Raw genomic sequence first — 20,004 nt, 5'->3', positions numbered from 1 at the left:
TGGTTCAGGCTGCCCCGCCGATGCCATGTTGCCGCCTGAGCAGACGCCATGCAGCGCGGCCGAGCTGTTTGTTCAGGGTTTCCTTGAACTCGGGGTCGGATTTGCTGAAGTAGCGGTTGCCGAGGTTCTGCTGGGTGGCGTAGTTCTCGATCATCTTCTTCTGGAAGACTTCGGCGAACTTTCCTTGGAAATCCTCTTGGTTCTCGTTCCCGACCGCGGCCAGCTGAACGCCCTCGTCCTCGACTGTCGCCTGGAACTGTTGGGCCACATCAGCTTCGGTGAACTCGGTGCCGAACCGGTCGTTGAACGCCGAGATGAGTTCCGACAGCAGCGATTTCTCCGGCTCCTGCGGGCCGCCGGTACCGTCGCCGAAACCGGGCAGTGTCTGGGCGCCCTCGGCCGCGAGGCTGATGTCCTGTTCGCCCATTTTCTGCACCCGCAGATAGCTGAGGTCGATCTCCCCGATATCGACCCCGCCGTCCGCCAGCCGCGGCAGCACGTTCAGCAGATGCTTGCCGAACAGGTGCAGCATTTCGAGTTCGACGTCCCGGTACGGCACGATCTGCGCGAGAAACCCGTATTTGCGCACGTAGTCGCGCAGGTTCGAACGGAATTCCTCGGCGGTGTCGTGGTCGTCGGGGTTGTCGCTGTGCAGGAGCGTGGCGAATCGGGTTTTGGCGGGTTCGAGGTGCCGGTAGAGGTCGGCGTGCAGCTTCTGCCAGGCGGCGGCGGAGCCGGCGGCATTCTCCTCGGCCTGGGTATAGGCGTCGGCGAAGGACCGCATTTCGTGGGAGAGCAGGATCGGCGCGGCCAGCACCCGGTCCTGGGCGAGGTAGAGCAGGTTGGGGTCGGTGGGCATCGCTTCGGCCAGTTCGTAATACGGCCGGAACGAATTCTGGATGTCTTCGCCGTCGTTGACGAAATCCAGGACTACCAGATCGTCCTGTCCCTTGCGCTCATGGGTGCGGTTGAGCCGCGACAGGGTCTGGACGGCGGCGATACCTTTCAGCTTCTTGTTCACATACATGGTGGTGAGCAGCGGCTGGTCGAAACCGGTCTGGTATTTCTCCGCGACCACCAGGATCCGGTACTCCCGCTGCCCCTTCCCACCGGAGCGGGTGGCGATATCGTCGGCGCGGGTGTAGGCGAAGGCCGCGGGCAGTTCGGCTTCGCTGAGCCCGTTCTCCTTCTCCTCGCTGGTCTCCTCGCCGTCGTAGTCGAGGGTTCCCGAGAACGCCACCAGTACGCCGGCATCCGGATAAGCGTCCGCGTACCCGCTGATCTCGAGATGTTCCCGGATCGCCCGCGCCATGGCGACGGCGCTGCGCCGGGAATCGGTGACGACCATGGCTTTCGCGCGCCCGCCCAGCAGCGGACGAGTGTGGCCCACGAAATGCTCGGTGATCACTTCGGCCTGCTGTTTGACCGTCGCGGGGTGGGTCACCGCGAACCGGGCGAGCAGCCCCCGGGCCTTCGATTCGGGAACTTCCCGGTCGTCGGGGTTCTCGTTGACGAGCCGCCAGTAGGTTTTGTAGGTGACGTAGTTGCGCAGCGGGTCGAGGATGAAACCTTCTTCGATGGCCTGCCGCATGGAGTAGGTGTGGAACGGGACGAAGCGGTCGCCTTCGCGGGTTCCGAATGCCTCGAGGGTTTTCGCCTTCGGGGTCGCGGTGAACGCAAAATAGGAGAGGTTCTTCGCGTGCCCCCGGGCCTCGGCTTTACGTTCGAGCCGCTGGTCGAGGGTGAGTTCGACCGCGCCGCCCTCCTCGTCATCGGAGTCCAGGCCGAAATCGCGCAGGACCGCGCGCACGGCGGTCGCGGCATCACCGGACTGTGAGGAATGCGCCTCGTCGACGATGATCGCGAACCGGCCACCCAGCAGTTCGGCGGGGTTTTTCCGCAGGAAGTCGATGAGCGCCGGGAAGGTCTGCAAGGTGATCGGAATGATCTTGCCCTGCTGTTTGGACAGTGCATCGGCGAGTTGGGCGGATTTCGAGCCGCGCTTCTCGTCGATATCCACTACCAGGCCGTGCACCCGCTCGAAACCGCCGACGGTATCGCTGAGCTGGGAGTTCAAGTTGCGACGGTCGGTGATGATGATGACCTTGTCGAACACCGGTGTTCCCGGCTGCAATCCGGCTTCGCGGGCGGCCGGGTCGAGTTCGGCGGGATCGGTGGGGGTGTGCAGATCGGTGAGGCGGTGCGCGAGCCAGCCGATGGTGTTCGACTTACCCGAACCGGCCGAGGCCATCACAAGATAGTTGTGGCCCGCCCCGTGCGTCGCGGCGTGCGCGGTGAGCTTCTTGACGGCGTCCCACTGGTGGTAGCGGGGGAAGATCGTGCTGCGGGTGGACCTGCCCGATGGACCTTTGGTGTTGCTGGTGTGGATGAAACGCTCCAGCATATCGAGCCAGTTGTCCGGGTGCCAGATCTGCTCCCAGAGGTAGGACGTGGCGTAGGTGTGGTCGCCGGTGGGCGGCGGATTGCCGGCGCCGCCGGGCTCGCCCGGGCCTTCCGAACCGGTGTTGAGCGGGAGGAAGCGGGTGTTCTTGCCGCTGAGCTGGGTGGTGACGAAGACGAGATTCGGGTCGACGGCGAAGTTGGCGACCACCCTGTTCCGGAAGAGGAGTTCGGTGGGGTCGCGTTCTTCGCGGTACTGCTTCTTGGCGTGCTCGACGGTCTGACGAGTGAGAGGGTTCTTGAGTTCGGCGGTGGCGACGGGGATGCCGTTGAGCAGCAGGGCGAGATCGACATAGCCGGGCTGACCGTTGGGTTTACTGGTGAGCGGGAGTTCCCGGACCACAGTGAGGCGGTTGCCACGGTAGTCGGTGAGAGCGTCGTCGGACGTGACCAGGTTCGGTTTGAAGTAGGCGAGGTGGATCCGGACGCCGTGATCCTTTACGCCCGACCGCAGCACCTCGATGAGCCCCTTGGTGTTGAGCTGCTGGTCGAGGACCTTCAGGAAACCCCGCTGGGCGTCGCTCTGGTTGTGGTCGTCGTATTCGACGCTGGGATCCTCGCCGTAATAGGTGCACAGATCCGTCCACGCCGGCAGTTGGGTCGCGCCGATGAAGGCGAACAATTCGCCCGCGTCCACGCCGAGCTCCGCGCGGTACTCATGCGGATTACCCTGCCGCCAGCCGGATTCCAGCATGGATGCGACAATGGCGTCGCCGAAAACGATCTCGTGGTGGACCGGGCTCATCGTTGTCATACCCCCTATGTGGTGTTTCTTCCTGAGGCTGTAGAGATGTCGAACTGGCCGGTTACGGCTGCAGTGATGAGGGCTTGGCGACGTTCAGCGAGTAGAGAGGATTGCTTCTCGATTAGCTCTATTTGATACCTGATAGCCCGCTCAACTGAATCACATTCCCGAGATATTTCCTCTTGCTCCGCAAAGTCCGGGAGAAGCAAAGGCATACCCAACAGAATAGAGCTGTTCAGGTTCGCCATTGTACTTCCCACCGATTGCTCCAGGAAGTAGTGACGAAGAGCTGGAATACCCAAATATCGCATCAGGTACCCGGGGTGAAATTCTCCTGAATTTAGCCGCACACGCAAGGACCCGGTTCCACAGATCCATCCTGCCTGCTCGCTGGTGACAACGGCCGCGCGTCCCAGTTCTCCACGACGACCGAACACGACATCGCCGTCCTCGAGGATATGCCGCGTGAGGCGCGCTCTGACCTCGTCCGAAACGGTCACCGAGGTATCCGCAACAATGCCCTGAGGCGTGATGTTCGCCGGGTTTACCACAGGCCAGCCATTAGCCACATAATCCTCTGCATGTAGTTGGCTTCCGAATGGACCCGTCTGCACCTGACAGCGTAGGCTACGGAGTCGAGCAACAACCCATGGTTCGGGGACTTCACCTAGTGGTAGAAAATCGGTCGGCACGCGCTGCGCATACCGTTGCCCCCTGACAAGAGAATCAATAACCGCCGTGATTCTGTCCCCAAGAACAGCGATGCTCCGCTGACGCAGAACCAAGATGCGGTCGATACGCGAGGTTTCGGCGTCGAGGAAGTCGGCGATGCGGCGCTGCTCCTCCAACGAAGGGACAGGGATCTTCGCGTCCCGCAGCCTTTCACGATTTAGCTCGATCTGGTTGGTGGCTCCCACGATCAATGCGGTATATATGTATTCAGAAAACGGCGCCGATCCCAGCCAGTAAAAGAGGAATTTCGAATCGAGATCTTCGACTGTCCGGACAACTGTCACATGCCCATCAGCGGCACAGGGGCGATTGTCGGGTGATCCCGTAAAGTAGCCGACGCGGCCCAGCGTTCCGGTTCCCGTAGAATTGACGAGAATATCGCCGGGCAGAAGATACCCCTTCAGGGATTGCACATTTCCCGTGAAATTATGAAACCGGCATCGCCCCCAATCCATACCGGTCAGTTGATTCGCGGCCTGGCTGACCATCCGCACTGGCCCGTCGTCTACATATTCTGGCGCTGTACCTCGGTTAACCAGCGATGTGACATGCTTTAGCGGTATCGCAGGCCAATGATTGGGCAGTTCGATCCCGAGTACTGAACTCACTGCGTCACCTCGCCCAAGAGCCCCTGAATCTCCGCCTCCAGCGCCTTCAGTTCAGTGTCTATGTCAGCCAACGACCGAGGCGGTGTGTACACATAGAAATACCGGGTGAACGGAATCTCGTATCCCACCTTGGTCTTTGAATGGTCGATCCACGCCTCCGGCACATGCGGCAGCACCTCGCACCTCAGGTAGTCTTCGACGTCTTGCTCCAGCGGAACGTTCTCGTAGTCGCGGAGTTCAGTGTCCGGCTCCGGTTCGCCTTTCACCAACTGCAGTTCGCCCTCCGGGTCCCGCACCCCGAGCGCGTCGCGCAGCAGTTTGGCGAACGGCGCGCCCGTCGGCCACGGTTCACCGACGCCCACTACGGCATCTTTCAGCGCCGAGATCGCGTCGGTCTTCGCCGACCACCGCGATTCGACCAGCGGCTGCAGCAGTTTCCGGAAAACCTCGGTATCCGAGTACGCCTTCTTGATAGGTGCCGCCGCGGCGAGTTTGTCCAGAGCTTCCTCGGTGAGTTCGAACCGCAACCGCAGCGGGCGTTCCACTGTGATGCGGCGGTAGCCGAAGTCGCTGTTGGCGAAGACCTTCACCTTGGCATGGGCCGGATGGTCGGGATCGGCGGCGATGGCGAGTGCGTTGCGGTAGTTGCGGGTGATCTCGTCGATCTGGCCGGGGGAGAGCAACTTGCGTTTGTCGCCCAGGGATTTCCGCATCTTCTGCCAGTAGTCGCGGGCGTCGAACAGGATCACCTTGCCGCACTGCTCGGGTGACTTCCGGTTCGTGAGGATCCAGAAGTAGGTGGAGATGCCGGTGTTGTAGAACAGCTGGTCCGGGAGCGCGACTACGGCTTCCAACAGGTCGTTCTCGATGATCCATCTGCGGATATTCGATTCACCGGATTCCGCGGCGCCGGTGAACAACGGTGATCCGTTGAAGACGATCGCCACCCGGCTCCCGCCGGAGGAGGCCGGTTTCATCTTGGAGATCATGTGCTGCAGAAACAGCAGCGAACCGTCGTTGATCCGGGGCAGACCAGCACCGAACCTTCCGGCCTCACCGAGGTTCTTGTGCTCCCATTCGACTTCCTCCTTCACCTTCTTCCACTCCACACCGAACGGCGGGTTGGCGAGCAGGTAGTCGGCGCGGACCTCGTCGTGACCGGGGTTGCTGAAGGTGTTGCCGAAGACGATGTTGTCGGGGTTCTGACCTTTGATCATCAGGTCGGAGCGGCAGATCGCCCACGATTCCGGGTTCAGCTCCTGGCCGTAAACCTCCACCCGCGCCTGCGCGTTCATCTTGGTGATGTGCTCCTCGGCGGCACTGAGCATGCCGCCGGTACCGCAGGCGGGGTCGAGGACGCGCAGCGTGACGCCGGGGCGGAAGATCTTGTCCTCGTCGGGGGCGAGCAGGAGGTTCGCCATCAGCTCGATCACTTCGCGCGGAGTGAAGTGTTCACCGGCGGTCTCGTTGGACTGTTCGGCGAAGCGCCGGATCAGTTCCTCGAAGACGTAGCCCATATTGTGGTTCGACACTCGGTCCGGGTGCAGGTCCAGGTCGGCGAACTTGCCGACCACCTGGTAGAGCAGGTCCGCGCCGTCGAGTTTGCGTATCTGCTGCGCGAATTCGTACTTCTCCAGCACCTCTTGGGCGTTGGGCGAGAACCCGCCGATATAGGTGAGCAGGTTCTTCATCGCGTGCGAGGGGTCGGCCAGTACCTTCTTCAAGGTGATATCGGTGGCGTTGTAGAACTCCGTGCCGGCGGCGGCGCGCAGGAACGGGTCGGGGTCGATATCGGTGTCGGCCAGCTGCGCCGCCTGCTCGGCGACCTGGGCGCGCGTCGGTTCCAACACGCACTCCAACCGGCGCAGCACCGTGAACGGCAGGATCACCTTGCCGTAGTCGGACTGTTTGTAATCGCCACGCAGCAGGTCGGCGACCGACCATGCGTGGTTGGCCAGTTCGGTGTGCTTGTTGGTATTCACTTCCTACCTTTCCTGGAGGTGCTTCGCGCGTCGACGGGCGAGTCGTGTGGTTCGAGGGCGCCGGCGGTGAGGCCGGTGCCGAGTAGACCGGTGAGCCGGGCCGCGGAGCGGTCGACCCGGCGGGCCGTAAGGCGTAATCGATGCAGCCGTTGGAACATTGCACCGTAACGCTGCTGCTGGTCGAGTGGTAGCAAGGGGATGCGGAGCCGGCTGGGGACTACGCGGATCGTAGTGGCGCCGACCGTGGCGGCGATATTCTCGGGGCTCGCGACGAAACCGGCCAGAAACCACGGGTCGAGCCGGTCGGGGGTGGGGCGCAGAAGGAAGACGTTCGTGCCGATCAGGGCGCCGGCTTCCGCGCTGCCCGCGACGCGGGCGCGGGGGCGCTCCTCTCGGGTACCACGCAGCAGGGGAATCACGACGTCACCGGGTTCGATGACTACCGGCACGGCCGGACTGCTGGGCTCCGCGATACCGGTCGGCTCGGAATCCGTGACCAGGTCGCGAGTGCTGAGGACCGGCGTGCCGAGATACCGATCGTCGGAGATTGTCTCCTCGTCGCGGCGCGGGCGGGCCAGATGGACCTCCAGTGCACCGCCCTTGGCGAGGTCGGCAACCGTCGCGGTACGCCACGCGCGCTCCTCGATTCCGCCGAACCCGGGTAGTTCGCCGAACTCGCCGCGCAGGTCATCGATGGCGTCTGCCAGATCCCGCATCCCGGCGGCCGCGGCGTCGGCGGTGCGATCGGCATCCACCGCGGCCCGGACATACCGCCCGGGAGTCAGGTCGACGTCCTCGTCCAGGACGTCCATTACGCGAACCACAGCGGCTACATCGGGCATGACCCCTTTTTCGCTACTGCTTTCGTCGAAATTGCGCCAGGCTTCGAGGACGGTCTCGGTGAGGTCGCGTACGGCGCCCGGTTTTGCCGGGTCCGATGCCGGATCGAGACGGGCGGCGTCCACGAACAGCACATCGCCGGTCCGGTCGCCGCCGGGGGCTGGCCCGCGCAGTACCCACAGGTGCAGACCCAGCTGGCGTGGTGGTGCGGCGCCGGCCGGGAGACCGATCACCGCACGCAGCGCGCCCTGCCGCAGCAGCTCGCCGCGGATCCGGCGGCCCGCCCCGCGGGAGGCGACGGCGGGCGGTAACAGCAGTACCGCTATGCCGCCCGGCCGCAGATGCGCGAGCGCATGCTGGACCCAGGCCAGTTCGGATTCGCCGCGTGGCGGCACCCCATAGGTCCAGCGTGGGTCGAGGGCCAATTCGTCGGCACCCCAGTCCCGTTGCTGGTTGGGCGGATTGCAAAGCACGGCGTCGGCTTCGAGGCCGGGGAAAGCGTCGGCGAGGAGGCTGTCGCCCACCTCGGTGGTCACCTCGACAGAAGGCACGTCGACGGCGACATTCAGTTCGGCCCGTTGCGCCTGCACCGACAGGATGTCCTGCCCGTAGCATTCGCAGGCACCCAGCCGGGCCGCCGCGGCGAGCAGGGCACCGCTGCCGCATGCCGGATCCAGCACCGACCCGCCCTCGACCCCGGACGGTCGCGCCAAGGCCGCCATCAAGTCCGCGACCTCGGCGGGTGTCGTATAGACGCCGGTGGTCGGGCTTTCCTCCAAGCCGCGTTCGGCGAGCACCTCGATGGCCGGACCCGTGCCGGCGTCGGCAACGGCGGCACGTACCGCACGCATCACCTCCGAATTCTCGTCATTTGCCTCCGGTGGGCCGAGCGCTGCGCCGGCCGGGGCCAGCTTCGCGAGGAGCGCCGGGATCTCGGCCGGTTCCACCTGAGCCCGCAGCACGGTACGCAGATGATTGAGCGGCGATTCCGTGGAATCGAAGCCGCGTTCGCGCAGCCACTGCTGCACCTCGACCAGGTCGAAAACCGGCCGGGCTTCATTGCCGCCCGTGGGAGACGGGAAGCCCGGATGCCGCCGGCGCCAGTTGCTGACGGTCGCTCGACTGACACCGGCCAGCCGGGAGATATCCGCGGCGGTGACCAGTGGGGCGGTTTCGGACATACGCCTCCTTTCGTCAACGAACAACTTAGGCTGTGCAAGCATCTTCGTCAACCTTAGTTTCATCGATTGACAATGTTTTCACTTGCTTTGCAGACTGTAGTCGTCTAGCGTTCTCGGCACACGGCAGCCACCCGGACCGCCGACCTTCAACTCCGAATCCTTTTGTGTTGCAAGGAGTACCGCCATGTCCAACCACCGCGACCAGCTCATCGACCACGGACGCGACAAGGGCTACCGACGCCGCCTCGCCGCCCGCGGACACCGGCCGCTGCGGTTGCGGCACGGCGACGACCTCCGCGGCCTGCCGCCGCTCCCCCGGCGCGGCCGGTGCGCGGATACGGGGAAAGTCCGCTATTTCGACCCCGAAACCGCCGAGCTGATCCTGGCCGGCATCGACCACGACAACCCCAGAAGACGGGAGCAGCGGGCCTACCGATGCCCGAAATGCGCCGGCTGGCACCTCACCAGCCAGCCCCGCAACAGCGCAAACAACCCCGCCGCCGGCACCGAGCCGGTGGCCTGAATCCAGGAGTCCGCGTGTCCGTACGCACTCGAATCACCGCTTCCGTCCTGGCCGCAGGCGCCGCCACCGCTCTCACCGTCGGGCTCGGCGCCGGAACCGCCGGTGCCGAAACCCATGTCCGGCACTACTCCGGTTACGACGCCGAATGGGCCTGCAACGCCGACAAGGCCGCCTACGGTCCCGTCACCGGCGCGGTCGTGCTCTGCGACCGGCTGAACAACGGCCGCTACCGGCTCTCGGTGGTGCCCTACGGCGAGATCCCGCTGCATCTGCTGGGCCTGATGGCCACCGGCAGCTTCGACGGGCTCTCGTAGCCCCCGGTCCGGGCCGCCGCGTGGGCGGCCCGGATCCCCCGAGGTTTCACACACCACAACGCAACCCCGCGGGAACCCTCGCGCGGGGCCTGTCCCCGCACGCCCGGATCACGGAGAACCGAACCACCATGAAGATCAAGAAATTCACTGTCGCCGCCGCTCTCGCCGTCGCTGCACTGGGCGTTGTCGAGAACACTGCCGTCGCGGCTCCGCAACCCACCGCGGCGGAAATCTCGAACGCGGTCCCGCACAGCGCCCAGGGTGTCGACCAGGGCGTCGGGTACCTCATCGGTCGCGACGGACGGACCCTGTCCGCCGAGCTCACCGGCGGGGCGTTCGAGATCACCGAGGACTCGGTCGACATCGTCGCCGGAAACGGCAACCGCATCGCGAGCGTCCCGCGTGCGGTGCAGGTCGGCGCGCATATGCTCACGCTCGCTCCACGGGTCGAGGCCGGCGGTACGAAACTGGTCGCCGACGTCGCCGCGCAGGATATCGGGTACTGGCGCAAGACCTCGCCGCGCCAGCGCAGCATCGAGGCCGGAATCGCGATCGGCGGTGGGGTGGGTGCGCTCGCCGGCCTGTTCGTCGGCATGGTCGTCGGGATCGCCGCCGGCGGTCTGCTGATCCCGATCAGCGTGCCGATCGGCCTGCTCGCGGGCGTCTTCGGCGGAATGGCACTCGGCGGCGCGGCCGGTGCCGCCATCCCCAACTCCGACGTCCCGGACCAGTGGGACTACCAGGAGGAATGCGAGTACATCGGCGACCACCGCTACTGCTGGTAGCCGCAGGTTCTGCCTGACAGAAAACGGCAGAACCAGGTTTCGCATCGGTCGGTACGCGTCACCTCCACCGCCCCGTGCGCGTACCGCCCACGACGATTCCCACCGGCCGCCTCCTATCGAGCGCCGGCAACGGCCGCACAGTCGGCCCCTCTCCCACCGCATACACAACTTCGCTGGATGCCCGGCGGCAGTCCCGCATGCCCGAATCACTTCGAAACCAAGGAGCCCGGTCAGATGACCAATCCGCAATACCCCCTCCCCTACCCCCAGCCCCCGCGCAAGAGCCGCACCGGCCTCTGGATCGTCCTCGGCGTCCTCGGATTCTCCATCCTCCTCTGCGGCGGATGCGCCGGCCTCGTCGCCACCAGCGCCGACGACGCGGACACTCCGACCAGCAGCGTCAGCGCCGGCTCCGCGCCCGACGACGGCGAGACCATCGCCCCCGTCGGATCAGAAGTACGCGACGGCAAATTCGCCTTCGTCGTCACCGAGGTGGAACCGCCGGTGAAATCGGTGGGCGGCGACTTCCTCAGCAAAACCGCCCAGGGCGAATTCATCCTCGTCCACATCGACGTCAACAACACCAGCGACCAGCCGCAGTCCTACTTCGGCAGCAACCAGAAACTCATCGACGCCCAGGGCCGCGAATTCACCAACGACACCGAAGCCGAGATCTACCTCAACGACGACATCCACACCGAAATCAACCCCGGCAACAAATTCTCGGTGATCCTCGCCTTCGACGTCCCCATCGGCGCCCAGCCCGCAGCACTGGAATTCCACGACTCGATGTTCTCCGGCGGCATCCGCGTCGCGGTGCGGTGACATCTCGAGCCGCATAGCTCCCATCCGTTCGCCGCCCTCGACGTCGAGACGGCGAACCAGAAATACGGCAGCATCTTCGCGATCGGGGTCGCGATCGTCCGCAACGACACCCGCATCTGCACCCACAACTGGCTATGCCGTCCACCCGCACCGGTGCACAGCTTCGGCCCCGTGAACGTCGGAAGCCACGGCATCACCGCTGAAATGGTGGAGGACCAGCCCTCCTTCGCCGAGCAGTTGAGGGCCGCGGGTGGCGGCAATCGACGGGCTTCCGGTGGTCGCCCATAGAGCCTCCTTCGTTATGGCGGCCGTGGCACGGGCGTGCGACCACAGCCGGATACTGGTGCCGAGCTGGCAGTACGGCTGCACCCGGCGGTGGGCGGAGCAACTCCTGCCCGACCTGCGCTGGCACGGGTTACAGGAAGTAGCCACCGCACTCGGTACACGTGTCGAGCGGCACTACCACGCCGGACCCGACGCGTCCACGGCCGCGGATATCGCCCTTGCACTCGCCACCCGGGTTGCTGCCCACGACCTGCCTATCATGGCGAAAGCCACAGGCACACGTCTCGAATCCTTTGGTCCCGGCCGAAACACCGGGTAGTGCTGACGCATGGAAGCACGGTGCTGTCCAACCGGTTTCGCTTGAAACAGGATGGGCGGCACCACCGATATGCCCCCGAGTTCGCGCTCACGGGGTGACCCCACCCCTTGCGGCCGGTAGTTCCGCCTCCGGCCTTACTCGTCGATGAGGAGAATCGCCGGCTCGATCACCAGATCAACGCCCCCTACGACGTTAACGGCTGCCAACTCCCACCAAACTCGCCTCCGAAAACCGGAAACGGCGCCAGTTCCTCGTCTCAAGGCCTATCCGCAAGTGGCATCACCTACGACGAACCGATCCGAAGCGTGAACGGTGAATCCGACCGGCATCTCGCCCACGCTCACTTCTCCACCCTGGCCAATGTCTGCTATGCACAGCCTTGGAGACCTGTCTGTCAAACCCAGCCAGCGACGGCGTTCGCGCCGTGGCTCGGCGGATGTTAGGGGAATAGCATGGCTCGACCGAAGCCATATTTGCCAATCGTTCAAGCAAGTAGGGACGAGGCACGCTTAGCCGTACGTCTTTACAACGACTCGACAGAGACTCGATCCTTCGAGGGGTTTGTCGTGCACATGCACCTCGCTTGGCTTTATCTACTGCATGCCGAGTTCACTCGGGATGGGGTCGATTACCGGTACCATCGAACAGATAATCCACGGCGTCTGGTCAAGGTGGACGGAGAGGCTAAGCGTTGGGATCTCAGAAAGTGCGTTGCCCGTCAATGGGAGGCATCGACCGATCCGGTGCGGGCGAATCTTGAGTTCTTCATCGGCCTGAGAAACAAGATCGAACATCGGTACGCTCGCCAGCAGAAGGCATTGGCCACCGTACTTAGCGGTCACGCTCAGGCACATCTGCTTAACTACGAGAACGAGCTGACAGACCAGTTCGGACACGATAACTCGTTAGCTACCGTGCTGAAGTTCCCAGTATTCATCGGTTCCTTTACCGATGCCGGCGTTGACGCCTTGCACAATCTTCGGAAGAACCTACCTGCATCGCTCCGAGATTATATTGCAAGTTATCACGCAGGGCTCGACGAAGACGTCGAATCCGACTCGCGATTCGAATTACGACTCCGGGTAACCACGGAGCTTGCTCCACGCGACCCTAGCGCTCTTGCCATCCAGTTCACCAGGTTCGACGATTTGACGAATGAAGAACGCGCGACATTGGAGAGCATGGGGCGTACGGGCAGGGTCATTACAAGGGAGCGACAACGCCCGGTGGTTGGAGCGGGACTGCTGAAACCAAACCAGGTCGTTGCACGAGTAGCGCAGCAGATCTCGTTTGTTTTTAATATGACGCATTTCACAAAATCTTGGAAATCGCTGGCGGTGCGGCCAGTCACAAACTCAGCGCATCCGGAACAGACGGACGAAAAGTACTGCGTGTACGATGAGCGTCACAACGACTATGGCTACACAAAGGCATACGTTCGTAAGGTTGTCCGAGAATGTTCCACGGAAAGTGGATTCCGCCAACTCTTAGGTGTCACACCCAGAGAAAAAAGTAGTGCTGAACACTCCGTATAGCCGCCTCGTGATATAAGGCTGTCTATACGTCGCCAACTTCATCTAATCACGTTCGCCGAGTCGGGCATGCGTTTACGAGCCCCAACCCAGCAAAGTTCACTCATGTTGAATCAAAAACGATTCATAGCTGTCGATAATAAACTCCGATGGATCTTCCCCGCGTTCTTTCATGTCGATCATCTCCAGCATGTGGGCTGTCGTGAGGAACAATATCACCTTGCGCTCGTCGGAGAATACGATGTTCCGACGCCTCATCGCAGCAGCGGACGGAGGTTTATTGCAACAAACGATCGCCAACTGACCCATGGTGGATTTCATGTAATTTCGCGTCTGATCAACTTCTTCTTTACCAATTTCCACTCGATCGTAGTTCTTGAACTCCACCAGAATGAGCCTTGCATTCAGTTCGCTGTACAGGAGCCCCCACGGAGTACCTGAGTCCGTAATGCGATTCGGAAATATCGCATCCCGCCGGTCAATTCCAGACAGGGTCTTTGCCTGAATCAGCGGACGCGACAGCGGTGGGACTAACAGATATTTCAACACCTCCACTCCAACGTCTTCATACTCCCGCCATCCCGAGGGCCCAGGCGGGCATGCATCAAGGCGCCGTCGGATTCCGGACACATCGATGCCGCCCCCACTTACTGCGGTCATAGGTATACCTCACCGAGGGGGAAATACTTAGCAACGAGGTCTGGCTCATTCAAGAGTAAATTCTTGATGCGTAGTCCATCGAGTACCCGCAGCTTTTCATTCCTATTATCGGCATCAGTAAGGTGACCAATCGCCAGGCTAGTCAATTGAAAGTTGGTGATGAGCAGTATGTGCGCTGCACTATATCGAGCGCGATCCGCGGCAGCCCAGAGGTCTCGAACCGAGATTCGCCCACTCGGCCCACACTTTACTTGGATAATATATTCGGTAGGATCGGCGAGCCCGAGATAATCTCGATAGACACCCTGGAAGTACGTCGATGCGATGGCTGATTCAGATTTCTTCCCGATGGAAAACCCGATTCGCGACAGCAGTTCGGAGACCAGATTTGTAAATTCGACTGGCCGAAGGTCGGATAATTCGACTATATTTGCCCACTTCAGACTGTTGACCAACCCGGCAAGGCTACCCATTGCGTCGACCACCGCATGGCCGGATAAGGCTCGCGGTATGACACAGGGCTTAACGATAGCAAACAGCAGTGTAGTACCACGCCGAGCGAAGAGTCTGTCCAAACCGCTTTGCAGCCTGGGCTCGTCGACAGAATACGGCGACAGACAATATATTACGACGTCACCCTTTCCCATTTCAAAGAGCACATCGACGAGCGGATCCGTAGAAGTCGATTGATCAGCGAATTTAACTTGAGAATCGAAGCCCGAATTTAGCATCTCGACGTTAATTCGGTGACCTTCGGGTCGATCCTCTTCAGCGCAAACTATAAACACCCTTCCGCTAGCCCCAGATGACTCCCTGCCCCAGCGACTGGACTGCAGCGTGGGCAGGGATCGGTAGTCGATTACGAAGCCGTCCGCAAGGGCTTGACCGGGCTCGTACGAAAACACCAAGTTATCTATCGATGAGAGGGGCGACGAAGCGAACCTGATAGTGCTTGCATTAGATAAACTATTTAGGAATTCGGCCGCGTTACCAACCACCGATAGATCTTCAGCACTCCATTCATCTATGACGACCAGATCGAATAATCCACCGACAACGGACATAGCGAGATCGATATTGTCAAGACCACCCGACCGGTATGTCGCGATTGCCCGATCTAGTTCATGAATTGACATTGCACAAAGGAATCTAGCGCTTCTGTCCGACTCTCTTATTGCAATGACTGAAGCAAACCCCTCAGCTCCTGAAAACGTCAGGTATCCACTTAGGGGGTTGCTCGGTTGCTCAGTAAGTTGCCGTGCCATGTTGAGGGCTTGGAGCGCCACTGCCCTGGCCTTCGCGAGGTACAAGACCCGTGGGGCTACCCCAGATTCCCCTAGTCGGCTGATCAGATGAAAGGCTGTTGTTGTCTTTCCGGTGCCTGGCGCCATGTAGACGGTGGGGTTGCGAACACCGTCGGCTAGCGCCTCTTCGACCCGGGCGATCAGGTCAACCTGGTAGTAACGGAGGGTTTGTTGGGGCGGTGCCGCCGTTAGCCGGTCGATGGGCTCATGATCCCCCACCTTGCTTCCCTTCGTGTGAGTGATTCATCCGTAAGGCGCGAGGGCGCCTGCAGTAGCCGTAGTCTGTGTCTTGGTTTTACATGCGGGCGATGGTACGTCGGACCGCGATAAGGGCCTTGGTCGAGCATTCGGGTTGAACGCTTCGACCTGGGCATCCAGGCTGCGGGCCATCCATCGATGCCTGCGATTTCGACAGGCTTATCGGCCATACAGACCCACGCCGGCGACCAGCGATTTGGGCCCACCAGCGGACCGGGTCGGCGGCCGCGCGTTTAGGTCCCGGAACTGTAAGGCCCGCGAACCGATGCTGGGTCGATCTACCTCCCCCCGTACGATCCGGCAATTGCTTCTATCCGAGCGATGAGTAGGAAGTCGAGTTCGGTTACCACGTCTCCGGCTGTATGCGTCGTCATGGAGACTCGTAGCCAACCCCACCTGATGTCGATGTCTGGACGATGCTCCAGCTCGACCGCCGCCTTACCGATCTCGGCGACGATCTCGATCGCAGTGTCGTAGTCGACCGCGAAGTCTTTCGTGACGGCAGAGGTGTCACCGCGCCAGCCATCCAGAGCCGCAAGTCTTTCGCTCACCTGTTCGGCCGTCAGTACCTCATCCCGTGGTGCCACCACTTCTATCTCCCCGGACTAGTTCTCTGCGAAATTGGACAGCAGTCCTTCGAGCTCACGGCCTGCCAACTCGTGACTCCAAGGTTCCATGCGCTTCCGCAACGTGAAAAGTTCCGCGCGCATCCGCGCGGAACTCGTCTTGACCACCAGCGGCGGAATGGCGGAAACCGTAGCCACGGCTTGTTCCGGCTCCCCAGCTGCGGCCAATGCCTGCGCGTACCGAGCGCTGAAGACGCCCCGGTCACGGCTTTCCGAAGCCGGGATGTCGGGAATGATTTCCTCCCACAACTTCATCGCGTCGTTCGTTCGGCCCAGCCGGGTCCAGACGGTGGCGCGCTGGACGTCGATATACCTGCGCGACCGGCAGGCACCCCACGGGTACTCGTCATCGATAGCGTCGAGCAGGTCGGCGGCCTGGTCGAGCAGTCGGCCACACTCGTCGGCCGCATCATCGCTAGCGATCAAAGATGTGCCGTGGGCAGCCTGCTGGAGCAGAAGGATTTCTACTTTGGGGCATAGGCGCGTGCGCTGCTGCAACGCTGCGCCGGTCAGGTCCAGGACTCCGTGTCCGTCTCTCTTATCCGCCTCGAGCATGGCCTTGTTGTGAAGGGCGAAGCCCACGAGCTGCACATCCTGTGAGCGATGCGCACGCTCGAGCATCTGGTCGAGCCAGTAGGCCGACCTGCGCAGGTCTCCCGCGTCCTGATAGAGCCACCCGATAAATGCCGCGTAGCCTGTCCCAACGCTCCAGAAATCGCCGCGCAGCCTTCCGGTCGCCGCACCGGCCAGTCTGCACAGCAACTCGTACTGCGGGATGGCTGTCGGTATCAACTGCAAGGAACCGAGAAAACGGTCCGCTGTGTAGTGCCCTGCCAATTGGCTTCGGAAGTAGTCCACGAGTTCAGGTGCGACTGGCGGCGTTGCGTCAGAGGGCTTGGCCGCGAGTGCGGTCAAGCCCAGGAACGCGGTCCCGAACTGTCGACGGTTCAGCTCATCGAACTCGGCTTCCTGCTCATCATGCACAACTGTGGAGCTGCCCGGGTCTGGTTGTACGCCTCCATCGGGTCGAATACGCGCATCCGGATCCTGTCGTGCGGCCTCGAAGCGCGCCTGCTGCTCGTCGTCGAGTCTCCTTCGGGCGGTGTCCATGCACTCGGAGTACTTCGCACCCAGCGTGATGTCTGCGCCCCTGCGCTCCCATTTGCCGACCGACTCGATCGAACAACCGATCCGGTCGGCGAACTGAACCTGCGTGTCCCGCAACGCTGTACGCAGCGCGGCGACCTCGAGCCCAGTCCACTTGATAATCGTCATCGTTTCGGCGTTCTCCCCTCCGCTGCAAATACCGCCAGGGTACGGCCTCCGTACGGGTTCGGTGTGTCCTTCTGCCGCAAGAACACGGCAATGCTGAAACCAATCATTACCGCAATCCGCAGAGGCGCACGCTCGACTTTCGCCCCGACAGAACCCGGAGCCGACCGTTATGCCCGTTCCTTCAACCGAAACCACCGTCCGCGAGCCGGCCTGCGTGGACCCGATCCCTTCCGGTACCGCCTCGGTCGACGACCACCTGCACCAGGAACTACCGAAACTCCCCACCAGACGCGCGCACAACCAGTCGATGGCGCCCCTCCGACTCTGGCACACCCGCAACCGCGACCTCCTCGAACGCGTCGCCACGGGCCTGCGCCACCTCGACCACCCAGCAGCCTGCCAAAGCACCCACCCCATCCGCGGACGAGCACACGCCATCCACCTGATGGCCGACCACACCAAACACAACTGCCCCCGGTTCCAGCTCGCCGCACAGTACATCGAGGACCACCAGTGACCGCCGGACCGAGGGCGTGCGGCTCGCTCCCGGTACGTCCATATCGAATCGTGGAGGGGCAAGCACTGTGACGGAACCGGACGCACCGACACGGGCGGTTGCCCTCCTGCACAGCACCCACGACCCGGCCACCTATGAAGCACTGACGCGGAAACACCGGCTGACCATCGTCCACACTGTCCACACGGATACCGTCGCTGCCCTGGCCGCGCTGATCGCCGTCCAGTACGCCCTGGAGCACGCCGCGGACGCGGTCGTGATCCCCCACCTCGCCGCCCTCGAGCCCCGCGTCCCGTGGTGGGTGGTCACCCAAGCCGCCGACCTGATCACCGGAACACAGACCTATCCCCTGGGGTCGGCAATCACCACACAGCACCGGACCGAACAGTGATCACACTCGGATTTGCCATCGCGATCGGCCTGCCACTCGCCGTGCTGATCCTGGCGGTGACGCTGCCCGAACGCCGAGACAAGCCGTGAACCCTCCGCGTTCCGGTCGACCGGACCACCGGCGCAATAGCGCAGACCGTCCATACCACCGTGATCGTGACAGCAGGCGGAATAGTGATCACCGCCTTCCCGGGAGGAGGATGTCGTGGAAACGCCTGAACCCAGCGCCGCCGAACTGACCGAGTCGGTGATCCGCGTCGGGGCCGGCGCCGGCTACAGGATCGAGCGAGATACAGCGGGTCGGCTGCAGATCACGGCTGTCGACGACGAACCCGTGAAACACCCACTGACCTTCGCTGTTACCGGCCAGGAACTCCGCGCCTACTACCTACGCCTCGCGGCAAACACCGGAAAACCCGCGGGCGCGAGCACACCGTGGCAGACCTGGATACAGCTGATGTCGGTCCATCTCGATGAAGCGGTGTACGAGGCCGGAGTCCTGGACCGGCGTGCATGATCGCCGTCGGCGAGAAGGGCTTCCAGCCGATCCCCACGTAGACCTCGGGGGCACATCCGGTAGCGCTCACCCTCACGACGAGCCCATAGCCGGCCTTTCACTGGCCGCCCTCGTCTTGGTAGCGCCCTGTCCGAACGCGGAACAAGCCATGATCCCCCCACCACCAGCGAAAATATAGCGGTCACCCGGGCTTGATGTGCGTCGATCGCCAGTCCTATGCTGGGAGGCGGCCGGGAGCAGAAGGGGGCCTGTGAATCTACATCAACTCCGAATGGCCGATCCACCCAAGTGGCAAGCAGCAGCTGACGACCTGCTCGCCGCAGCCAAGGACTGTGAGGAGGCCGTCACTGCGATCCACGCGAACGGCTCTCGCCGCCTCGAAGAATCATGGACGGATTATTTGGGCGAAATCGCTCGAAATCGGATTTCAGACGTCACCGGAAAACTGGAAGAAGTCGCGGTACTGCTGCGCGGAGCTGTAACAGCACTGGACACATTGGAAGACGCCGCCCGAATTGCTCAGGGTCAGGCAAGCTCAGCGATTTCCGCCGGCGCCGTCGCGGGTCTGCGACTCGAAGGCGACATATTGGTCGTTCCCGAGGGTCATCATGATCCGGATACCGCATTGGACGACTGCAACCGATACAACACATTGATCAAGGATGCGATCGATGCGGCGAACCGCGCCGATCAGGAAGTCGCAGACGCACTCCGAAAGCTGAGCATCAACGTCGACACCGCCACCCTGGAGGATGCAACCGCCCAACAATCCGCTGCGGTGACCGATGCCTTGGACGCAATCCGCGAAACCCTCCCGCAAGGCCAGCCACCCGATGTAGTCGAAGCATGGTGGAATTCGCTATCCGTCGAACGACGAGAGCAACTCATGTTGGCGGTGCCGGTTGAACTCCACGAGCTCGAAGGCATCCCCGACAGTGTCAAGAATGAACTCGAAGGTTCGAACGGCTACAACGCAGTCGCGGCGGTGGAATTCGCCCGTGAACACGCGGACGACACCTCGATAGATATATTCGAGAACAACTGCGCACACTTCGTGTCCACCACGCTGGCTGCCGCCGGCCTGGATCCCAAGGGCGACATGACCACTGATTCGGACGGATGGAACCGGAGCCGAACGGCGGGGATCGACTTCGACCCGCCGGGCCCGGGCTCCCTTCAAGGCCTGAGCTACACCGACACTTGGTTCAATGCGGAAAAGCAGAAGAATCTCTGAGGTGCCCCAAGATTCTCGGACAGCAGCCCAAAGTAGAATTGGGTGGCTGAATGGAGTTGTTTGTGGCACAGAAGAACTCGCGTGGGTACAGC

Annotated in this window: 18 protein-coding genes; 10 read left to right on the top strand and 8 right to left on the bottom strand. The window is 62.4% G+C overall.

The features are described 5' to 3' along the window. Positions 1 to 4 precede the first annotated feature (4 nt). From ACFWPH_RS26490 to ACFWPH_RS26475, 4 genes are read right to left on the bottom strand one after another with little or no spacing between them, the layout of a single operon-like run. Entirely contained in the window at positions 5 to 3,214 is a 3,210-nt protein-coding gene (locus tag ACFWPH_RS26490) for a type I restriction endonuclease subunit R (protein WP_378754831.1), read from the bottom strand. Between the two features lie 5 nt (positions 3,215 to 3,219). Next, positions 3,220 to 4,545, bottom strand: a complete 1,326-nt coding sequence (locus ACFWPH_RS26485) for a restriction endonuclease subunit S (protein WP_378754830.1) — start codon at positions 4,543 to 4,545, stop codon at positions 3,220 to 3,222. Further along, positions 4,542 to 6,527: an N-6 DNA methylase gene (locus ACFWPH_RS26480; RefSeq protein WP_378754829.1), complete on the bottom strand. Its 1,986-nt coding sequence runs from the start codon at positions 6,525 to 6,527 to the stop codon at positions 4,542 to 4,544. The genes ACFWPH_RS26485 and ACFWPH_RS26480 overlap by 4 nt, the downstream gene beginning before the upstream one ends. Continuing rightward, on the bottom strand, positions 6,524 to 8,548 hold the full coding sequence (locus tag ACFWPH_RS26475; RefSeq protein WP_378754828.1) for an N-6 DNA methylase: 2,025 nt from the start codon (positions 8,546 to 8,548) through the stop codon (positions 6,524 to 6,526). Before ACFWPH_RS26475 ends, ACFWPH_RS26480 begins: the two co-directional genes overlap by 4 nt. A gap of 184 nt (positions 8,549 to 8,732) precedes the next feature. On the opposite strand from ACFWPH_RS26475, the gene ACFWPH_RS26470 reads away from it, so the two are divergent. The 6 genes from ACFWPH_RS26470 to ACFWPH_RS26445 all read left to right on the top strand — a co-directional run bounded on the left by ACFWPH_RS26470 (position 8,733) and on the right by ACFWPH_RS26445 (position 13,134). Continuing rightward, positions 8,733 to 9,071, top strand: coding sequence for a hypothetical protein (locus tag ACFWPH_RS26470; protein WP_378754827.1), 339 nt, complete (start codon positions 8,733 to 8,735; stop codon positions 9,069 to 9,071). 14 nt (positions 9,072 to 9,085) lie between these two features. Then, entirely contained in the window at positions 9,086 to 9,385 is a 300-nt protein-coding gene (locus ACFWPH_RS26465) for a hypothetical protein (protein WP_378754826.1), read from the top strand. Between the two features lie 128 nt (positions 9,386 to 9,513). Further along, complete coding sequence (locus ACFWPH_RS26460) at positions 9,514 to 10,170, top strand: hypothetical protein (RefSeq protein WP_378754825.1); 657 nt, start codon at positions 9,514 to 9,516, stop codon at positions 10,168 to 10,170. 234 nt (positions 10,171 to 10,404) lie between these two features. Then, entirely contained in the window at positions 10,405 to 10,995 is a 591-nt protein-coding gene (locus ACFWPH_RS26455) for a DUF4352 domain-containing protein (protein ID WP_378754824.1), read from the top strand. Between the two features lie 301 nt (positions 10,996 to 11,296). Beyond that, a complete protein-coding gene (locus ACFWPH_RS26450) occupies positions 11,297 to 11,599 on the top strand; it encodes a hypothetical protein (protein ID WP_378754823.1) in 303 nt (100 codons plus the stop codon). A 452-nt stretch (positions 11,600 to 12,051) separates the two neighbouring features. Then, positions 12,052 to 13,134 carry a DUF3644 domain-containing protein gene (locus tag ACFWPH_RS26445; protein ID WP_378754822.1) on the top strand — a complete coding sequence of 361 codons (1,083 nt, stop codon included), beginning with the start codon at positions 12,052 to 12,054 and terminating at the stop codon, positions 13,132 to 13,134. Positions 13,135 to 13,230: 96 nt separating this feature from the next. Here the strand turns inward: ACFWPH_RS26445 and ACFWPH_RS26440 are convergent, their stop codons facing one another. From ACFWPH_RS26440 to ACFWPH_RS26425, 4 genes are all read right to left on the bottom strand, one after another. Then, a complete protein-coding gene (locus tag ACFWPH_RS26440) occupies positions 13,231 to 13,791 on the bottom strand; it encodes a hypothetical protein (protein WP_378754821.1) in 561 nt (186 codons plus the stop codon). Next, positions 13,788 to 15,314 (bottom strand): DEAD/DEAH box helicase family protein, encoded by a 1,527-nt coding sequence (locus ACFWPH_RS26435; protein WP_378754820.1) that lies wholly within the window; start codon positions 15,312 to 15,314, stop codon positions 13,788 to 13,790. The genes ACFWPH_RS26440 and ACFWPH_RS26435 overlap by 4 nt, the downstream gene beginning before the upstream one ends. Positions 15,315 to 15,631: 317 nt before the next feature. Beyond that, a complete protein-coding gene (locus ACFWPH_RS26430; protein WP_378754819.1) occupies positions 15,632 to 15,943 on the bottom strand; it encodes a 4a-hydroxytetrahydrobiopterin dehydratase in 312 nt (103 codons plus the stop codon). Between the two features lie 15 nt (positions 15,944 to 15,958). After that, a complete protein-coding gene (locus tag ACFWPH_RS26425) occupies positions 15,959 to 17,254 on the bottom strand; it encodes a helix-turn-helix domain-containing protein (protein WP_378754818.1) in 1,296 nt (431 codons plus the stop codon). A 169-nt stretch (positions 17,255 to 17,423) separates the two neighbouring features. Here ACFWPH_RS26425 and ACFWPH_RS26420 point away from each other — a divergent pair, with 169 nt between their 5' ends. From ACFWPH_RS26420 to ACFWPH_RS26405, 4 genes are all read left to right on the top strand, one after another. Next, complete coding sequence (locus ACFWPH_RS26420; protein ID WP_378754817.1) at positions 17,424 to 17,771, top strand: hypothetical protein; 348 nt, start codon at positions 17,424 to 17,426, stop codon at positions 17,769 to 17,771. Positions 17,772 to 17,838: 67 nt separating this feature from the next. Beyond that, positions 17,839 to 18,162, top strand: a complete 324-nt coding sequence (locus tag ACFWPH_RS26415) for a hypothetical protein (RefSeq protein WP_378754816.1) — start codon at positions 17,839 to 17,841, stop codon at positions 18,160 to 18,162. A 204-nt stretch (positions 18,163 to 18,366) separates the two neighbouring features. Beyond that, a complete protein-coding gene (locus tag ACFWPH_RS26410; RefSeq protein WP_378754815.1) occupies positions 18,367 to 18,678 on the top strand; it encodes a hypothetical protein in 312 nt (103 codons plus the stop codon). 271 nt (positions 18,679 to 18,949) lie between these two features. Further along, positions 18,950 to 19,912, top strand: a complete 963-nt coding sequence (locus tag ACFWPH_RS26405) for a hypothetical protein (protein WP_378754814.1) — start codon at positions 18,950 to 18,952, stop codon at positions 19,910 to 19,912. The last annotated feature ends 92 nt before the right edge of the window (positions 19,913 to 20,004 follow it).

Origin of the sequence: Nocardia sp. NPDC058499 (assembly GCF_042719915.1) — a bacterium.
Taxonomy (GTDB): Bacteria; Actinomycetota; Actinomycetes; order Mycobacteriales; family Mycobacteriaceae; genus Nocardia.
Note: the sequence above shows the minus strand (reverse complement) of the source record. Positions and strands in the feature narration are given on the sequence as shown.